Raw genomic sequence first — 17,554 nt, 5'->3', positions numbered from 1 at the left:
TGTCAGAGATCCAGCGTCAACGTCGGTGTGCGCGCGCGGGAGACGCAGAGCATCATCACGTTGCCGCACTGTCGCTCGCTCTCGGTCAACAACTGATCGCGGTGGTCCGGTACGCCGTCCAGCACGCGTGTCTCGCACATCCCGCACACGCCCTGCTCGCACGACGAAGGCACCTCATGCCCCGCCGCGCGCAGCGCGTGCATCACGGAGCAGTCGGGCGCGACGTCCACCTGCGTGCCGCTGCGCGCGAGGATCACGCGCAACGCTCCTTGCGCCTGCTGCGCGGGAACAACCGGCGCGGCGGCAAAGCGCTCGATATGCAGTTGCGTCGCGAGGCCCTGCGCATCGAAGCGCGCACCCAACGCATCGAGCAGCGCGCCCGGCCCGCAGCTATACACCTGTGCTCCGGCCTGTGCGGCAGCCACAATCGCATCGAGATCGAGCAGACCGGCTTCGTCGGCGGGCTGAATCGACACGCGTTCGCCACCCAACGCCAGCAATTCGTCGACGAAGGCCATCGACGCGCGCGTGCGCCCGCCATAAAGCAGACGCCAGCGCGCATTGGCGCGCTGCGCCGCGCGCAGCATTGGCATGAGCGGCGTGATGCCGATGCCACCGGCGACGAACAGAAAATCGTCGGCGGGCGCCAGTTCGAACGCATTGCGCGGCCCGCGCAGCGTGACGCTCTGCCCCACACGCAGCGCATCGTGCACCTCGCGCGAGCCGCCGCGCCCCGCCTCCTCGCGCAGCACCGCAATGCGCAGGCTGCGCCTGTCCTGCGGATCGCCGCACAACGAATACTGGCGCACCAACCCGGAAGGCAGCACGAGATCGACATGGGCGCCCGGCTGCCACGCGGGCAGCGCGGCATCGCCTTGTGCGCGCAGTTCGAGCGACATCACGTTGTCGGCTTCGAGGCGCATCGCCACGATGCGCGCCTCGAATGCGGCGGCGCGCGCGTTCATACCGCCGCCTTCACTTCGACGGGAAACACGGGCGCGAGCGGTTTCGCGCGCTCGATGAACTCGCGGAACGCACGCCGATAATTGAGCGTGAAAAGATCAGCGGGCACCGAGTGCTCGACGACCTGACCATCCCAGTCGATCTCGCGTGGCTGGATCGTCGCGGCAATCGGCATGTCTTCCAGGTAGACCATTTCCTCGATGCGCAGGCACTCTTCGAGACCCGCGCCGCGATAACCGCGCTCGTTGGCCACGCCCCAGAAAATGCGCACCTCGTCATAGGCTACCGGCGACGGGAAGCCCGCCACAATACGCTTGCCCAGCCGCTCGTAGTGGTACGTGATCGACGCGAAGCCCGGCGCGCCGCAGTGGTATTGCATCAGGCAGTCGCCGTCGTTGGCCCAGTCGCCTTCGCCCGCGTCGAGGGTGCGCTCCATCCACACGTCGAGTCCTTCGCGGCGCACCTTGAGTGGCTCGACCACATGCTTCGACGGCCCCATCGACACTTCATGGACGAACGGAAAATGCGCCACGTCGCGGAAGTTTTCGATGGCGACCGCCACACCCGTGGGCGATTCGAGCGGCGTGGCAGCGAGCCAGTCGAGTTCGAGTTCGCGCCAATGCTCGGGATCGTAGAGTTCGGTCGCGGGCGTATCGAGCACGGTCCACACATGAGCGAAGCGCTCGATCACGGGATAGGTATGAATCGCCGCGTTGGGCGGAATCTTGCATTGATCTTCGAGCGACGGAACATGCGAGCACTTGCCGCCGTCCGCCGCGAACTGCCAGCCGTGATACGGGCACGCGATGCTCTCGCCGTGCACCTTGCCGAGCGCGAAATCCGCGCCGCGATGCGGGCAGCGCGCGTCCTGTACGACGGCCTGACCCGATGCCGTGCGCCAGACCACGAGGCGCTGACCGAGCAGCGTGGCGCTCTGTGGCGTCGCCAGATCGGCCGAGCGCGCGACCGGGAACCATTGCCGGCGCAGCGCGCGTTCGGCCTGAATGCGTAGAGTGGGTTGCGTGGACATGAAAACCTCTTGAAACAAGGGATAAATCAGGCGCCGACGACGAGCGCGCCGCCATTGACTGCAATCGACTGGCCGGTGATAAAGGCGGCCTCGTCGGAGGCGAGGAAGGCCACCGTGCTGGCGATCTCTTCGGGATGCGCAAGGCGCCCGAGCGGAATCGCGGCCTGCTCGCCCGCGATGCATTCCTCGGGCACCATGCGCGTGAGAATCGCGCCGGGCGTGACGGCATTCACGAGAATGCCAACGCCCGCGAACTCCTTCGCCATGGTTTTCATCAGGCCCAGTTGCGCCGCTTTCGCGACCATATAGGCGTATGAGTGGCCGTCGGGCACCTGGCCCCACTGCGAATTGATGAAGATGACGCGCGGCGCACGGCTGCGGCGCAGATACGGCAACGCGGCGCGCGTGAGACAGAGTGGCGCGTGTACGTTGATTTCGAGCAGCGCGTTGAAGTCGACGTCGTCGGTGGCTTCAAGGCCGGTGAGCGAATACATGCGCCCCGCGTTGTGCACGACGATATCGAGCGCGCCCAGACGGTCGGCGCACTCGTGGATCGCGCGCTCGGCAAGCTCGCGGTGCGTGATATCCGCGGCGATGGCGATGGCGCGGCCGCCCTCGCCTTCGATCTCCGCCGCCGTTTGCTGCGCGACGTCGGCATCGATATCGACCACGGCCACCGCTGCACCGCGGCGCGCAAGCAAACGGGCGTGCGCGCGACCTGCGCCTCGGCCAGCGCCCGTCACGAAGGCCACGCGGCCGGTGAGACTGGCCGCCTGCGCGTCGAGCGCGAGCACCGTTTCGGGCGCTGTGCGTGCGGCCGTGCTCATGCGTTCACCTTGTGCGGCTCGGTCACGTAAAGCATGTTGCCGTCCGGATCGAACATCGGGCGATACCGATAGTGCGTGCCGTTCGGATGCTGCCATTCAATCGGCTCGTCCGTGACCCATTGGACCTTGCCGTCGAGCACGCGCATCGCGTCGTCCAGATTCTCGACTTCGAATGCGAAGGAATCGAAACCCGGCTTGTCCTTGAGGTTGACCGCCGTACGGCGCTCGATCGGCGTGGCGTCTTCCGTACGAAAAATATAGAGCGTGACGTTGCCGAGTTCGATCGCCGCCCAATGCTCCTCCGGCTCATAAGGCAGGAAAAAGCCCAGCCCAAGCGTGCCGTGATAGAAGTCGACCAGACGCTGGACGTTGGGCGTCAGAATGTCCATGTTGTCGAGGCGTTTGAGTTTCAGCATATTTGCACTCCTTATCAAGGTAATAAAAATCAGGCAGCGGCGGGCAAACGGGCATGACCGCACGGGCCACCGGGCAACGCGTCGAGACGCCCCGCCGCCACGTCCAGCACAATCGTCGCGAGCGTCGCGTACTGGCCGCTTGCGGGAGCGTTCGCGTCCGGGTGGCAGCACACCGCCGTGGTCGCGCCAAAGTGGTTGTTCATCGCCCCAATCACTTGCAACGAACTCAGGCGCGCGCGCTGGCTCAGACGCCGCGTGAGCAGATCGTGGCGCAGGAGCGTGTCCGGGTACTGGCGTGGCTCGGTATCGCCGGCCTGGGCAGCGGGCGCGAGAAAATGGTTCGTGTGGACCAGCAGGCCGTTGGCATCGGGAAATACGAATCCGGGGCCTTGCGGATAAAGCTCGACCGATACAGCGGCACTGCTGTCGTCGGCGCTGGCGATCACCGTAAGCGACGACGATGCCGAAACCGGCGCTGAAGCCAGCAGCCGCAAGGCATCGTCCAGCGCGCCGCAGGTGTCGAGCATCCAGCGCGACGCCACGTGCACCGGCAGGCCGATGGTCGCGCCATCGCGTTCGTGATGCAGGATGTTGAAATGCACGCCCAGCCCGCGCCCATTCACGCCCGCCTTGCCGACGATGCCGTACTCGGTCACCGTGGTCGTCATGTGGCCGCTCGCGTGCGGGATCTCCCAGGTAAGCCATTGATCCGCGAATTCGGCGTACCAGTCCCAGGTCTGCACGGCGACGGGACGCGCGCTGTGGGCGTCGACCTGCACGACCGTCGAGCACTCGCCGCGCAGTTTCGCGCCCACATAAGCGAGGATTTCCGTGCGTGCGTTGATCGCGCCAACAAGGCGCGCATCGACCTCTGCGCCCTGAGCGATGCCGACGATTTCATCGTAAAGCGGCGGCGCAAAGGCGCGAATCTGCGCGAGCGCCGCCGCGCCGAGTTCGGCCATATCGAAGGGGCGCTGCGCGGCGCGTTCGAACAGCGCGCGATAGCGTGCAATGCCCGTGCGTACCTTCGCGGCATGCGCCGCGCCGAATTCGCGGCCGCGCGCGAGCGGCTCGGTCTGCGTGGAGCGGAACACGGTCGTCATGCCGCATCCTTCGCCAGACGCGGCTCGACCCATTCGGCGACTTTGTCCAGGCGTGCAAACCAGACATCGCCGTCGGCGACCAGACGCTCGACAAAGCGCTCCAGTTGATCGAAGCGCGCGCCGCGCCCGATCACTTCCGGGTGCATCGTGAAAGTCGTATGACGGCCGTCGCGGCGCGCCGATTCGTATTCGGCCAGCCAGGTATCCACGAGCGTGCGCGGCGAGCTGAAGTTGCCGCCGTTATCGATGCTCCAGCCGAACATCGGATAATCGTCGAGCGACCAGTGCACCGGCAGCTCCAGAATCGAACGACCTTCCCAGCTCTCGCGATACGGGCGGTCATCGCCCATGCAGCTGGAGTCATAGCGAAACCCCGCTTCGATCAGGAGTTCGAAGGTTTCCGGCGTCAGCTCCCACGACGAGGAGCGGTAGCCCGCAGGCTTCGGCGCACCAGCCTTCGCGAGCGCTTCGAGTCCGGCGTACATCTCTTCGGCCTGTTGTTGCGGCGTGGACTTGTCGCTGCGCAGATGCATATGGCCGTGGTGGCCCACTTCGTGGCCTTCGTCCAGCAGTTGCGCGACCAGACCCGGATGCCGCTCGGCCGTGTGGCCAGGCACAAAGAATGTCGCGGCGATATGGTGGCGGCGCAGCAACTCGAGGATGCGCGGCACGCCGCGCACAACGCCAAAGCGCCCTTCCGAAAGGCTGGTCAGGCGGCGCGCGTAGCTCGGGCTTTCGCCGAGATAGCCGGCTTCCGCATCGACATCGAAGGTCAGCGACACGGCTGTCGATTTCGTGTCGGGCCACTGGGTCCACTTGGGCGTGGCGATCGGATGAGTCGTCATCGTCAAAACTCGCAGGTTACGAAAGTGAAGGCGCAAGCGGTCCCCGCGCCGTGCGCCGTAGCGCGCGGACATCACAGTTAAAGCCGGGACCGGAAAACGCTTAGTGCATCAGGTAATCACGGTCAGCTTCGCGCCGATCCAGACCACGGCAACGGCCGCAGCCAGCGCGAGATAAGGCAGGATGCCGGCGCGCGGGTGTTTGAGTTCGATATCGCGGCGCATCGACTCGGGAAAGCGGCCCTTGTCCTGTACGTAGTGGCGGTAGCAGAACACCGGCACGATCAGCAGCATGGCAATCAAACCGTTGCGCAAGGTGTTTTCGCCCTGAAAATTCGCTCCCGCTCCCACAAAGGCCAGATCGACGAATCCGCACAGCGCACCAAGACCGAGCACCCAGTTGCGGCAGCGATACGGACGCGGCCAGTCGGCGCGATCGAGCCGGTGAATCCAGCCCGACTGCAAATTAAGGAATACGAAGATCATGTAGCAAACGTTCGACAGCGACAGCACCGTCATGTAATCCGACATCAGCAGCAGCACGACGTTGAACGCGAGATCGGTCCACATGGCGCGCGTGGGCGCGCCGTGTTCGTTGACGTGCGAAAGATACTTCGGCAGCCAGCCATCGACGGAAGCCTGATAGAGCGTGCGCGACGAACCCATCATCGACGTCATCACGAGCAGCAGGATCGACAGCACCATCATCACGACGATCACGTTGAACACCACCGCGCCGCCGTGCACGAAGCCCGCCATCACCGCGCCCACGCCCGAGCCGTCCACTACGCTGGGTGCAAGCATGCCCTTCAGGCCCAGTTCGCCCTGGAATGCGATGGGCACCACCACGAACATGAACAGACACAGCAGGCCGGAACTGAAGATCGCCTTGAAGGTGTCCTTCTTCGGATCGCGAAACTCCCGCGTGTAGCACACGGCGGTTTCAAACGCGAAGGTGGACCAGCACGCCAGGAACATCGCGCCCATCGCCGTGCTGACGCCGGCCGCGTTCCAGTGGCCCATGACGGCGGCGCCGGTTGCGTCGTGCGTGAGCGGCAGCATCGGCAGGAAGTTGGTCGATGGCATGTCGCCCGTGAAGATCGGCACGAGCGAGACCAGCACCAGCGGCGCGAGCGAGGCGATGCCCAGGATGCGCTGCGTGCGCGCCGCCGCCGATGCCCCGGCATGCTGAAGCTTGAACGCGATCAGCAGGAAGGCCAGCGCCAGCACGAAGGTGGCGTTGATGCGCAGCGTCAGCCCTTTGGTGATGAAGCCCAGATCGAGCAGCGTGAGATGCCAGGTATTGATGGCGGCGTTGGCCGGGAACAGGCAACTGAGCGTATAGCCCGCCGCGAGACTGGTGCCGAGCGCAAGCATCGGCGACCACGCGATCCAGTTGCACCACACGGAAACCGGCGCGACGAACTTGCTGTAGCGCACCCAGCCCAGCGCCCCATACACCGAGGCGCCGCCTGACTTGTGCGGATAGAGGCCGGAGATTTCCGCGTAGGTGAAGCACTGCGCGAAGCCGATCAGGATCGCCACCACCCAGATGAACCACGCGGGCTGGCCAATCGTCGCGGCCACGCCGCCGATGGTGAACAGCACGCCCACGGGCACGCCGCTCGTCACCCAGAACGCGTCCTTCCAGGTGAGGTTGCGATGCAGCTCATGGTTGTGCGCGGCGGGATCGGCAGTATCGGTAGGCATGGCTGCCAACGCATCGGCGCTTTGCGGTGCGAGCGGCGCGCTCGACATCAGATCGTCATGGGCGTTCATCGCGGCGCTCCCGTTTGCAATGCCAAGCGGGTTTGAAGTGTCGTGAAGGCGGCCAGCGTGCGCCATCCCTTACGCGGGCCATCGAAGCATAGGCCGTTCGCCTTGGCGTGGCCTGAATACCTGGTACGCATGGAATCTCTCTCGTGTCGGGGTTGAACGGCGGCTAGCACGCGATGAGTGAATCCTAAGGCCGCAAATTGCGCATGTGTATACTTTTTAACCCTAATAGCTGCGCATTGCGCATTTCAAAGTGCATTTAAAACAGTGATGCGCAAACCTCGTGCGTAATGCACCGTGTTTGCGCAAGCACTGCTTTCATATGCGTTACGGGTGAAGGAGGACGGCAGAAGGCGCGGCGCGACAAGGCGCGCGCCGTCGATCGGAGAGGGAGAAATGGGGGAGAAAAGCGCGGTGGCGTGTTACGGAACGCCTACGGCGTGCGCCAGATCTGGGCAAGATAGACGACGCAATGCGCAAAATCGGGTCGTCTTATTTGCGCAACATGACATAAAAAACAATTTTGGCGACGCGCTGCGAGACAGCGCGCACCGTGTGGCTCACTCGGTTTCCGCCTCGGCGGGTGGCAGCGTGAAGCGGATCTTGTGCACCTTGACCTCGTGCATCATGCGCACCTCGCGCACGCCCGGCAGCGCGCGAATGCGCTGCTGAAGCGCGAACAGGCCCTCATCGTCGCGACAGAGCACCTGCACGCACAGATCCGCGTCGCCCAGGATGGTCGAGAGATAACTCACCTCCGACCAGCGCCCGAGGTTATCCACGGTGCGCTCGTGGTCCTGCGGATCGACTTCGACAAACAGTAGCGCCAGCTTGGCCTGACCGAGCTTCGAGGGATTCGTGAACGCCAGGATCTGCAGGATGCCCAGATCCTGCAGCCGCTTGACGCGCGTGCGCACGGTCGCTTCCGGCACGTTGACGTTGCGGGCGATCTCGCGGAAAGCGCGCCGCCCATCTTCCTGCAGTTCGCGAACGATCTGGTAATCGAGGGTGTCGAGTATTGAAGTCGGCATGGTCATTGAATGGAGGCGCAAGGCACGTTTGTCGGGGTGCGCAGAATCAACCAGGAATTTTAACGCATTGCAAACCGAAAACTTCCTTGGTAGATTGAATGCGCAGTTTCGCCGCCTCCAACGCGGATCGAGCGCCACAAAAAGGGGCCAAAGATCCGCATTGCGCAAGATGACGATTCTGCCATTGCGCATCGCGCAGCATTTTTCCGACGATAGAACCGAGACACCATGCCCGTCGCCCCGCGTCCTTTCAGCACCCGCTACTCGCCCGACCCGGCGAGCGCGTGCGCGCGCGTCGTGGCGGTGCGGCTCAATCCGCTCCTGAACGTGATCCTGGCGTTCTGGGCGCAGTTTCATTGCCGCCACGCGCGCCCTCCGGCCCTCTCGCCCGTCTGATCCGCGTCGCCTGACGCCCATCTTCGTTTTACCGATCGACACACCCGGCCCGTCCGCACCTCGCGGAGGGTCACGCACGCGCACGGCCCATACCGCCGCGCAATGAGACTGAATATGCCTACGACTTTCGCCCACGCGTTTGCCCCGGAACAGGAAGCCCTGGACTTTCTCGCCCAGCATCCCGACATCGAACTCTTCGAGCTCTTTATCGTCGATGCCGCCGGCGTGCCGCGCGGCAAGCTGCTGCATCGTGATGAACTGCTCGCCGTCTATCGTGACGGCCGCCCGCTGCCCAGCGCCATCATGAATCTCACCATCAACGGCGACGATACCGAAGACAGCGGCCTGGTCTGGGACGTAGGCGATATCGATTGCCGCGCCTATCCGCTGCCCGGCAGCCTCGTGCGCCTGCCGTGGCGCAAGATGCCCACCGCCGCCGTGCAGGTGCAGATGCATCCGCAACAAGGTCTGCCCGCCGGCGTGGCCGACCCGCGCCAGTTGCTCGCGCGCATCGTCGATCAACTGCACGCCGACGGTCTCTATCCGGTGATGGCGTGCGAACTGGAGTTCTATCTGCTCGATGCGCGCCCCGACGCGCAGGGCCGCCCGCAACCGGCGCTCGACACCGATGGCCGCCGCCCGCGCACCACCCAGGTCTACGGCCTGCGCGAACTCGAACAGATCGAGCCGTTCCTGAAGGATCTCTACGATGCCTGCCGCGATCAGGGCATTCCGGTGCGCACCGCGATCTCCGAATACGCGCCAGGCCAGGTCGAAATCACACTCGAACACGGCCCCGCGCTCGAAGCGATGGATCATGCCGTGCGTTACAAGCGCATCGTCAAGGGCGTGGCCAACGCGCACGGCATGAGCGCCTGCTTCATGGCCAAGCCGTTCGCCGATATCGCCGGTTCGGGTATGCATATGCACATAAGCCTCGCGGACGAGAGCGGCAAGAACCTCTTCGCCTCCGAGGACAAGGCTGGCACGCCGATGCTTCGCCACGCGGTCGGCGGCATGCTGCATGGCCTGCTCGATTCGATGCTGATGTTCTGCCCGAACGCCAATTCGTACCGTCGCTTCCAGGCGAACAGCTACGCGCCCTTCACGCCCACCTGGGGCGTGGACAATCGCACTGTGAGCCTGCGCGTGCCGGGCGGCCCGGCGCCGAGCCGCCATGTGGAGCATCGCGTGTGCGGTGCCGATGCGAACCCCTATCTGGCGGCGGCAGCGATTCTGGCGGCTTCCCATTACGGCGTGCGCGAAAAGCTCGACCCGGGCGCGCCGGTCGAAAGCAACGGCTATGCACAGGCCACCTCGTACCTGCCGACCGACTGGCTGAGCGCGCTTGACGCACTGGAACGCTCGGCATGGGCGCGCGACGTATTTGGAGCGGGTTTCCTGAAGGTATTTCTCGCCATCAAGCGGGCGGAATACCGGCAGTTCATGGGTGAAGTCGGTGAACAGGACTGGCGCTGGTATCTGCATCAGGCCTGATATACGCTCCGACACTCAACAGGATTCCTTATGAATGCAGCCATCCCCCTCCAACGGGCCGCGCCGGAGCGCGAGCCCTCCTATTACACCGCGACCATCGGCCACGAGACCGATTACCCGACGCTCGAAGGCGAGCATCGCGCCGACGTCGCCATCATCGGCGGCGGCTTCACGGGCGTCGCCACGGCGCTCGAACTCGCCGAACGCGGCCTGTCGGTCGCGCTGGTCGAAACGCACAAGATCGGTTGGGGCGCGAGCGGGCGCAACGGCGGCCAGATCACGGGCAGTCTCTCGGGCGACGCGGCCATGCGCAAGCAGATGCGCGCGACGCTGGGCGACGATGTGGACGACTTCATCTGGTGGCTGCGCTGGCGCGGCCACGACATCATCCGCGCGCGCGTGGCGCGCTACGGGATCGACTGCGATCTGCGCGACGGTCATCTGCATGCGGCGATGAAACCTTCGCATCTGCGCGAACTCCAGTCGACCTGCGAGGAAGCGCAGCGGCGCGGCATGGGCGACCAGGTCGAACTGCTCGATCGCGCCGGCGTGGGACGCCATCTGGACACGGATATCTATATCGGCGCGCTCAAGAATCTGCGCAATATGCATGTGCATCCGCTGAATCTGTGCATCGGCGAGGCGCGGGCGGCGCAAAGCCTGGGCGTAAGATTCTTCGAGCACTCCCAGGTAATTGACATCGTGCACGGTGCCACGCCCACGATCGTGACCAGCAAGGGACGTCTGCGCGCCAACCAGGTGCTGCTGGCAGGCGATGTGTATCACAAGCTCGCGCAACAGCAACTGAGCGGCAAGATCTTCCCGGCGATGGGCGGTCTCGTGACGACCGAACCGCTGGGCGATCTCGCGCAGACCATCAATCCGCAGCAGCTCGCGGTGTATGACTGCCGCTTCGTGCTCGACTACTATCGGCCCACGGCTGATGGGCGCCTTTTGTTTGGCGGAGGCGCGAATTATTCGGGGCACAGCTCGCGCGACGTCGCCGCAGAACTATTGCCCTGTATCGAGCAGACTTTCCCGAAGCTCAAGGGCGTGCGCATCGAGCATCAATGGACCTGTGCGATGGGCATTGTCGTCAATCGTATTCCGCAACTCGGCAAGCTATCGGACAACGTCTGGTATTGCCAGGGCTACTCCGGACACGGTGTCGCGACCAGCCATATCATGGGCGAAATCATGGCCGAGGCGATCACCGGCACGCTCGGGCGCTTCGATACGTTTGCCGCTTGCCGCCATATTCGCGTGCCAATGGGCGATGTGATCGGCAATCCGCTGCTTGCGGCGGGTATGTGGTATTACCAGATGCTTGAGCGGCTGCGCTAGGCGTAGACAGGTTTCGGCGGGCGTCGTCGCCCGCCGTCATCTGCGCCCTATTCCACCGTCACCGACTTGGCAAGATTGCGCGGCTTGTCGATGTCGGTCCCGCGCAGGCAGGCCACGTGATAGGCCAGCATCTGCAGCAACAACACATGCAATAGCGGCGACAGCACGCCATACCATCGCGGCAGATGAATCACGCGCATTCCGTCGACGCCCATCAAACCCGTATCGGAATCGGCCAGCACGAATAACTGACCGCCGCGCGCCCGCACCTCTTCCATATTCGACTTGAGTTTGTGCAGTAGCGCATCGTTAGGCGCGGTCACGACCACAGGCATTGCGCTCGTCACGAGCGCAAGCGGTCCATGCTTTAACTCGCCCGCCGGATAACCTTCCGCGTGGATGTACGATATTTCCTTGAGCTTGAGTGCGCCTTCAAGCGCAATCGGATAATGCGTGCCGCGCCCGAGAAACAATACGTGCTCCGCTTTACGCAACGCTTCGGCCCACGCCATGATTTCGGGTTCGCGCGCAAGCACGTCGCGCATCGCATCGGGCAGCGCGCTGAGCTTGCGCATCTGCGTCGCCGCCTCGCTCTCGCCAATATGCCCGCGCTGCCTGCCGATCTGGATCGCCAGCGCGAAAAGCGCCACGAGTTGCGTGGTGAACGCCTTCGTCGATGCGACACCCACCTCCACGCCCGCTTCCGTAATGAAAGACCAGCGGCTTTGACGGACCATGGCGCTGCCCGCGACGTTGCAGACCGTAAGCGTGCGATCCTCGCCTGCCGACTGCGCGTAACGCAACGCGGCCAGCGTATCGGCCGTTTCGCCCGACTGCGAGACCGGCACGACCAGCGTATTGCCGCGCCGCACATGATCGCGATAGCGATATTCGCTGGCGATTTCCGCGCGCGCCGTCACGCCCGCGAAATGCTCGAACCAGCCGCAAGCCGTAAGCGCCGCGTAGTGACTGGTGCCGCAGCCCAGCAGCAGCACGTGTTCGATATCGGCCAGTTCCTCGGGCGCGGGCATGCCGGTCTGAAGCGGCGAGTCTGCGGTGAGCGCGGTCACCGTGCGCGCCACCGCGACCGGCTGCTCGAAAATCTCCTTTTGCATGTAGTGCCGGTACGCGCCCAGCTCCGCGTCCCATGCGGCGCGCTGCATGGCGATATCGCGCCGCGTGACCGGCGTGCCATGACGATCCACCACTTGCACGCGACTGCCCTCGATATCGACGAGATCGCCTTCTTCCAGATACACGAAGCGTTCCGCGCAGCCCGACAACGCGAACGTATCCGAGGCAAGGAACACGCCCTGATCGCCCATGCCGATCACGAGCGGCGACCCCTGACGCGCACCGATCACGCGTTCGGGTTCGTCGCGGCACATCACCGCGATCGCATAGGCGCCTTGCAGCAAGCGCGTCGCCTTCTGCACCGCTTCGAGTATGTCGCCGCGATAGTGCTCGTGGATCAGATGCGCGATAACCTCGGTGTCGGTCTGGCTGCTGAAGATGTAACCTCGCTTGCGCAGGTCATGACGCAACTGCTCGTGATTTTCGATGATGCCGTTATGGACCACGGCGATCTGCTCGCCGGAAAAGATCGGATGCGCATTGTCGATCACGGGCATGCCATGAGTCGCCCAGCGTGTGTGGGCGATGCCGGTCGCGCCGTCCAGCGCTTCGGCGCGCGCATCTTCTTCGAGCGCACAGACACGCGCCAGCGTGCGTACACGCCGCGCTTCTCCACGTTGCAGCACGGCGACGCCGCAAGAGTCATAGCCGCGATATTCGAGGCGCTTGAGGCCTTCCAGTAACGAAGGAACAATGTTCTGCCGGGCGACGCCCGCTACGATTCCGCACATGTTTGCCTCCACTTGCTCTGTTATGCGCCGATGAAATTTGCCTTCAAAACTGGCTTCCGAATGGGCTTCAAATCCGGCTTCAAATCCAGGCCTGATCTGGCTATGAACGCGCGTCCTCGCCGGTGCAACGATCCGATGCAGTAGGCGCGACTTCGTCGCGCTCATTGAAATCCGCTTCGCGCAATCCGGTGGGCGATAGCGAAATGAAATGCTGCACGCCCGGCCCGCGCGCAATGCCGATCGCACCCGTGTTGCCCCATGCGAAGGGCGCGCGTATCAGTCCGCGCAGCGCGATCGCATCGCCGCTTATATCGAGCGCCATCAGTCGGCCATCGCGCGTCGGCACGAAGGCCGTGTTGCCGTCCACGCCAATGCTGGCTTCGCGCACGGTTGCGGGCAGGCAGCCAAGCCGCGCCGTGACGCGCCCCGCTTCGTCGATGGCCATTACGGACGAGCGGCCATCGGAGCGCGTCGCCTCCACCACAAAGCGGTTCGCGCCCGGCACCCACGCCGCGGCATAGGTGTAGTACTGCACGCGCAGATCGGCGAGCGCTGCCGGTGCGCGTACCAGTTCGCCAGTCGCTGGATCGAGCATCGCGTAGCGCAGGGTCGCGATGGTGTCGCCGGGAATGAACTTTTGCCAGACAAGCAGCGCGCGCTCGGGCGAGCCTGCAAGCATCGGCCACCATTCGCGCACATGTGCCGCCACGTCCACATGCTTTTCGAGCTTGCCCGCGTCGCTATAAATCTTCACGTAGACGCCGCCGCCGGTGCCCAGGTTATCCACGCCGCCGCCATCGACCCAGTCATTCGAATAGAACACGACAAAGCGACTGCCCACAGCGGCGACGTGGCCCGAGTGCCCACCCGATTCCACATCGTTAGGATACGGAACGATTGGCTTGAGATCCTGCCGATAAACGCCAAAGCGCTGACTGACTTCGCGCGGCGCGTTCCAGCCGTCCTCGAACGTCATGAAGATCGTGCCAGCAGTATTCTGCGCGACCGACACCGGCTCCTGCGCTTCGGGCTTGCTGATGAAAATGTGCACGTTGGCAAGCCGCCGCTGGTCGGGCTTCCACTCGCCCACATAGACATCGTGCGGCCAGCTGCCGTCGCGATTCGCGCCGCGCGGCGGCAGGCCCGAACTGCTGAAAAAAACCCATGTGCGCCCGCCGCCTGCGTTTGCCGATGCAATGCCGTGCATGAAGCGCCGCTCGTCGCCCAAACCGGGTGCTGGCACCGCCACCACCGCGCCCGCCGGCGCGCGGTGCGCATTGACCACTTGCGCCGTTGCGCCATGGTCGGCGGCCGGTAAGGTCGAGACAGGCTGCGCCACGACAAAGAGCAGCGCCGCCTTGACGATGGCCCTGAACATGCCGCCGCGTCGCTGGCGTTGCGATGGTGCGGGTGTCATGAACACACCGGGCTCGTTCGGGCGTCGTGCGAGACGCTTATTGGCGCGACGAACTCGACGCACGCGGTGCGGGATACATCGCACGCATGCTGTAATCGACGCGGTCCTCCTTCGGTGCGGACACTTCGCCAATCAGCGGACCCGCTATTGCCTGCGCCCGCAGCCCGGCAATCATCCCGCTCGAATCGTGCGACGCCACGAACACGCGCGCGGCCTGATCCCAATCGCGCGACGCGTCTTCGGCAAACGGCCCGGGTTCCACGGTGATTCGGGCCTTACGCCGCAACAGGCGCTGCGTGCGCGACTTCGACGTGAACGGGTGAGCCACGTGAGAAAGAATCAGCCACACCGTCAACGCCACGCCGATGATGCCGATCGCGCCCACATACGAAATCAGTTCAGGCCAGGACAGATCGCCTTGATCGAACGGCAACAGATAGCGATAAGCGTAGATGGTTATCGCGGCCCACATGGCGCCCACGCAGGTCGGCCGCAACAAGCGGAACCACACGACCAGCGCGAGACCGCGCGTCATGCCGTTGTCGGCGATGATCGATTGCGGATCGCGCAGGGATAGGTCAATCACAGGCGTGTCGTTATTCATGCTGTATTCCTCGATCAGGGCTAGTCCAGACTGCACGCTTGCCGCGGCGTCCGAACACGACGCTCGGCAACGCAACCACGGTAGTCACCATATTGATGAGCCAGAACGCCAGCGGATACCAGACGCTGTCCATCAGATAAAGCAGCAGCTTTTCGTCGTAGCGTTGGTCGATCATGCAGCCGACGAAAATCTGCAGCACACAGGTCGCCACCAGCAACATGCCGTGCCAGTGCGGCACCAGCGAAACGTGCCAGTCGGGCGGCAAGGTATAAAACGCATTGATGACGGCCAGCAGCAGGACAAACGACATTGAATACGCCCACGCAATCCCCAGCGCGTATTCGATGAATAGCGGCCACATCATCAGTTGCGAGCCGCGCAAGAGGCTCCGCGAATATTTAAGCAGCACCTGGATACCGCCCTTGGCCCAGCGCAGGCGCTGTTTATAAAGGCCTTTTAGCGTCTCCGGCATCAGGATCCAGCTCAGCGCGTGCGGCTCGTAGGCCACACGCCAGTCGTTGCACTGGAGTTTCCAGCTAATGTCGATGTCTTCGGTGAGCATGTCCGAACTCCAGTAGCCCACGTCGGCCAGCGCGCTCTTGCGAAACATCGTGATCACACCCGACACCGTGAAAATGCGTCCGTATACCTGCTGCGTGCGCTTGATGAGGCCGACGATCGAGGAGAATTCGCCCACCTGCATGCGCCCCAGCAGCGACGTGCGTGTGCGGATGCGCGGGTTACCCGTGACCGCGCCCACGTTCGGGTCGGAAATGAAATGCTCCAGCATCCAGCTGATCGCGTCGCGCCCCAGCAGCGAGTCACCATCGATGCACATCAGGAACGGCGCGTCGGTCACCACGGTCGCCGTCGTCAGGCCGATCGCCTTGCCCTCGTTCTTCGAGTGATGCACGACGGTCAGATGCGGAATCTCGGCGGATAGCTGGTTGAGGACTTCGCCGGTGCGATCGCGGCTGCCGTCGTTGATCGCGATGATCTCGTAGTTCGGATAATCGAGCGTCGCCAGATGGCTCAATACGCGGCGCGCGTTGGATTCCTCGTTATAGCAAGGCACGATCACCGCCACCTTCGGCATACCCGCGCGGATTAACGCCGTGGGCGAGCGCGTGCGGCCCTGCTCCAGCACGAGAAAATGAACGATCCCCCCGATCATCCACAGATACGACATGAAGAACGGGTAGAAGAAAATAAAATCCTGGAGCCGGTTGATTACGGTATGCATTATTGCCGCGCTCCTGCGGAATGGTTGGCGTTGAGCAACGCGGTAATCGAACCTGGGTCGAGACGCGAGCGCATCGACATGACGTCGGTCAGCGCGACGGTGTCGGGCTTGTTGTGGGCAAAATCGTCCGGATAGTAGCCGTAGCTCACCATGCCGGTCTGACGCAGATGGCGCATCTGCTCCACGATCCGCTCGGTCGGGATGTTGCCAGACGTGCGCGAATCGCTCGCCTCCAGCAGAAAAACGGTGCGGCGCGGGCCGTCCGGCACTTCCCGCACGTTCTTGCTTAGCTTGTCGAGCCAACTGTCCACGGACGTGATGCCCTGGCGCGACGGCATCGCCAGCAAACCGACGAAGTCGTACGCATGCACGAACGCCGCATAGTTCTGCGCGTAGCGCTGTCCGGTGCTGGGGTCGAGCACCACGTCGGGGAATATCGTGCGCACGGTCAGCACTTCGCCGCTGTTCTGGCTGTCGAGAACGATCTTCTCGAGTTCTGCGGTGAAATCGATCAGATGACGCGTTTTCATATCGCCCCAACGTTTTGCCAGCGTCGGATTTTCGCGGATCTGATCGACATTGCGCGGCAGGTTCCAGCGCGCGTAGGTATCGAGCGCGTGTTGGCTCGTATCCTCGAACTCGCTGAGCGTGGCGTCCTCGCCGAACAACACACCCGTAAAGGACGCGTGCTTGCCCAGATCCTCGTATAGCTCGCGCACGAACGCGCGCGCGGCCGGATCGAACGGGCTGAGCCGCCGCACTGCCGAAGCCCCCGGCGGCAAGCTCGCCCCGCCAGTGGCCGTGACAAACTCCACGCGCCCATGCAGATCCTCGGGCACTGCGAATGCGAGCACCGGCAGCCACGCGTACACGGCCACATCGGCGCGCGTATTCAATTGCCAGGCCGCGCGGCTGAACAGATCGGCTCGCACCGGCAAATGCCGGTTGGGGAAATACAGGGACTGCGCAAGCCCCGAGCGCGTGGGATCGGAGAACGCCTGCAAATAGATCGAACTGGGACGCAGGCGATAAATCCGCTCGATCAGATCGCCCAGCTTTTTCTCCTGCACGTCGGGCGATGGATCATAGACATCGTCGAGCGAGACCACGACCGCGCGTTCCACGGGATTGATTTCGCCGCGATTTTCGGCAGGTTCGCGCATCGAGCGTTCAAGCGCGCCCACGTCAATATCGTAAGTG

General features: G+C 63.9%; 16 protein-coding genes. 3 read left to right on the top strand and 13 right to left on the bottom strand.

Features of this window, described 5'->3' with window-relative positions:
* Positions 1-2 precede the first annotated feature (2 nt).
* The 8 genes from VG320_RS08540 to VG320_RS08505 all read right to left on the bottom strand — a co-directional run bounded on the left by VG320_RS08540 (position 3) and on the right by VG320_RS08505 (position 7,988).
* A complete protein-coding gene (locus tag VG320_RS08540) occupies positions 3-965 on the bottom strand; it encodes a PDR/VanB family oxidoreductase (protein ID WP_327199685.1) in 963 nt (320 codons plus the stop codon).
* On the bottom strand, positions 962-1,993 hold the full coding sequence (locus VG320_RS08535) for a Rieske 2Fe-2S domain-containing protein (RefSeq protein WP_327199684.1): 1,032 nt from the start codon (positions 1,991-1,993) through the stop codon (positions 962-964). Before VG320_RS08535 ends, VG320_RS08540 begins: the two co-directional genes overlap by 4 nt.
* Positions 1,994-2,019: 26 nt before the next feature.
* Entirely contained in the window at positions 2,020-2,820 is an 801-nt protein-coding gene (locus VG320_RS08530; RefSeq protein WP_327199683.1) for an SDR family NAD(P)-dependent oxidoreductase, read from the bottom strand.
* Entirely contained in the window at positions 2,817-3,236 is a 420-nt protein-coding gene (locus tag VG320_RS08525) for a VOC family protein (RefSeq protein ID WP_327199682.1), read from the bottom strand. The genes VG320_RS08530 and VG320_RS08525 overlap by 4 nt, the downstream gene beginning before the upstream one ends.
* A gap of 29 nt (positions 3,237-3,265) precedes the next feature.
* Complete coding sequence (locus tag VG320_RS08520; protein WP_327199681.1) at positions 3,266-4,339, bottom strand: C45 family peptidase; 1,074 nt, start codon at positions 4,337-4,339, stop codon at positions 3,266-3,268.
* Positions 4,336-5,184 (bottom strand): polysaccharide deacetylase, encoded by an 849-nt coding sequence (locus VG320_RS08515; protein ID WP_327199680.1) that lies wholly within the window; start codon positions 5,182-5,184, stop codon positions 4,336-4,338. The genes VG320_RS08520 and VG320_RS08515 overlap by 4 nt, the downstream gene beginning before the upstream one ends.
* A gap of 108 nt (positions 5,185-5,292) precedes the next feature.
* Positions 5,293-6,939: an APC family permease gene (locus tag VG320_RS08510; protein WP_327199706.1), complete on the bottom strand. Its 1,647-nt coding sequence runs from the start codon at positions 6,937-6,939 to the stop codon at positions 5,293-5,295.
* A gap of 578 nt (positions 6,940-7,517) precedes the next feature.
* Positions 7,518-7,988, bottom strand: coding sequence for an Lrp/AsnC family transcriptional regulator (locus VG320_RS08505; protein WP_327199679.1), 471 nt, complete (start codon positions 7,986-7,988; stop codon positions 7,518-7,520).
* Positions 7,989-8,216: 228 nt separating this feature from the next.
* Between VG320_RS08505 and VG320_RS08500 the strand changes: the two genes are divergently transcribed.
* The 3 genes from VG320_RS08500 to VG320_RS08490 all read left to right on the top strand — a co-directional run bounded on the left by VG320_RS08500 (position 8,217) and on the right by VG320_RS08490 (position 11,225).
* Entirely contained in the window at positions 8,217-8,384 is a 168-nt protein-coding gene (locus VG320_RS08500; protein WP_327199678.1) for a hypothetical protein, read from the top strand.
* Between the two features lie 114 nt (positions 8,385-8,498).
* The gene (locus VG320_RS08495) at positions 8,499-9,881 is read left to right on the top strand and encodes a glutamine synthetase family protein (RefSeq protein WP_327199677.1); all 1,383 of its coding nucleotides are present in this window, start codon (positions 8,499-8,501) and stop codon (positions 9,879-9,881) included.
* Between the two features lie 30 nt (positions 9,882-9,911).
* Positions 9,912-11,225, top strand: coding sequence for an FAD-binding oxidoreductase (locus tag VG320_RS08490; protein WP_327199676.1), 1,314 nt, complete (start codon positions 9,912-9,914; stop codon positions 11,223-11,225).
* Positions 11,226-11,272: 47 nt separating this feature from the next.
* On the opposite strand, the gene glmS is transcribed toward VG320_RS08490, so the two are convergent.
* The 5 genes from glmS to pgaB all read right to left on the bottom strand — a co-directional run.
* Positions 11,273-13,090 (bottom strand): glutamine--fructose-6-phosphate transaminase (isomerizing), encoded by a 1,818-nt coding sequence (glmS, locus tag VG320_RS08485; protein WP_327199675.1) that lies wholly within the window; start codon positions 13,088-13,090, stop codon positions 11,273-11,275.
* Between the two features lie 100 nt (positions 13,091-13,190).
* Positions 13,191-14,507: a hypothetical protein gene (locus VG320_RS08480; protein WP_327199674.1), complete on the bottom strand. Its 1,317-nt coding sequence runs from the start codon at positions 14,505-14,507 to the stop codon at positions 13,191-13,193.
* Positions 14,508-14,544: 37 nt separating this feature from the next.
* On the bottom strand, positions 14,545-15,093 hold the full coding sequence (locus VG320_RS08475; protein ID WP_327199673.1) for a Biofilm PGA synthesis auxiliary protein PgaD: 549 nt from the start codon (positions 15,091-15,093) through the stop codon (positions 14,545-14,547).
* Positions 15,094-15,103: 10 nt separating this feature from the next.
* Entirely contained in the window at positions 15,104-16,354 is a 1,251-nt protein-coding gene (pgaC, locus tag VG320_RS08470; protein WP_327199672.1) for a poly-beta-1,6-N-acetyl-D-glucosamine synthase, read from the bottom strand.
* A partial coding sequence (pgaB, locus tag VG320_RS08465) for a poly-beta-1,6-N-acetyl-D-glucosamine N-deacetylase PgaB (RefSeq protein WP_327199671.1) occupies positions 16,354-17,554 on the bottom strand: 1,201 nt, incomplete at its 5' end. The genes pgaC and pgaB, both read right to left, overlap by 1 nt.

This window comes from Paraburkholderia sp. (genome assembly GCF_035948235.1).
Lineage (GTDB): Bacteria > Pseudomonadota > Gammaproteobacteria > Burkholderiales > Burkholderiaceae > Paraburkholderia.
Note: the sequence above shows the minus strand (reverse complement) of the source record. Positions and strands in the feature narration are given on the sequence as shown.

What these genes read in the sequence shown, in the direction of transcription:
- VG320_RS08515 (WP_327199680.1), bottom strand. Translation starts at nt 5,184, where the DNA reads ATGACGACTCATCCGATCGCCACGCCCAAGTGGACCCAGTGGCCCGAC.
- VG320_RS08540 (WP_327199685.1), bottom strand. Translation starts at nt 965, where the DNA reads ATGAACGCGCGCGCCGCCGCATTCGAGGCGCGCATCGTGGCGATGCGC.
- VG320_RS08520 (WP_327199681.1), bottom strand. Translation starts at nt 4,339, where the DNA reads ATGACGACCGTGTTCCGCTCCACGCAGACCGAGCCGCTCGCGCGCGGC.
- VG320_RS08495 (WP_327199677.1), top strand. Translation starts at nt 8,499, where the DNA reads ATGCCTACGACTTTCGCCCACGCGTTTGCCCCGGAACAGGAAGCCCTG.
- pgaC (WP_327199672.1), bottom strand. Translation starts at nt 16,354, where the DNA reads ATGCATACCGTAATCAACCGGCTCCAGGATTTTATTTTCTTCTACCCG.
- VG320_RS08500 (WP_327199678.1), top strand. Translation starts at nt 8,217, where the DNA reads ATGCCCGTCGCCCCGCGTCCTTTCAGCACCCGCTACTCGCCCGACCCG.
- VG320_RS08525 (WP_327199682.1), bottom strand. Translation starts at nt 3,236, where the DNA reads ATGCTGAAACTCAAACGCCTCGACAACATGGACATTCTGACGCCCAAC.
- VG320_RS08505 (WP_327199679.1), bottom strand. Translation starts at nt 7,988, where the DNA reads ATGCCGACTTCAATACTCGACACCCTCGATTACCAGATCGTTCGCGAA.
- VG320_RS08530 (WP_327199683.1), bottom strand. Translation starts at nt 2,820, where the DNA reads ATGAGCACGGCCGCACGCACAGCGCCCGAAACGGTGCTCGCGCTCGAC.
- VG320_RS08535 (WP_327199684.1), bottom strand. Translation starts at nt 1,993, where the DNA reads ATGTCCACGCAACCCACTCTACGCATTCAGGCCGAACGCGCGCTGCGC.
- glmS (WP_327199675.1), bottom strand. Translation starts at nt 13,090, where the DNA reads ATGTGCGGAATCGTAGCGGGCGTCGCCCGGCAGAACATTGTTCCTTCG.
- VG320_RS08510 (WP_327199706.1), bottom strand. Translation starts at nt 6,939, where the DNA reads ATGTCGAGCGCGCCGCTCGCACCGCAAAGCGCCGATGCGTTGGCAGCC.
- VG320_RS08490 (WP_327199676.1), top strand. Translation starts at nt 9,912, where the DNA reads ATGAATGCAGCCATCCCCCTCCAACGGGCCGCGCCGGAGCGCGAGCCC.
- VG320_RS08480 (WP_327199674.1), bottom strand. Translation starts at nt 14,507, where the DNA reads ATGACACCCGCACCATCGCAACGCCAGCGACGCGGCGGCATGTTCAGG.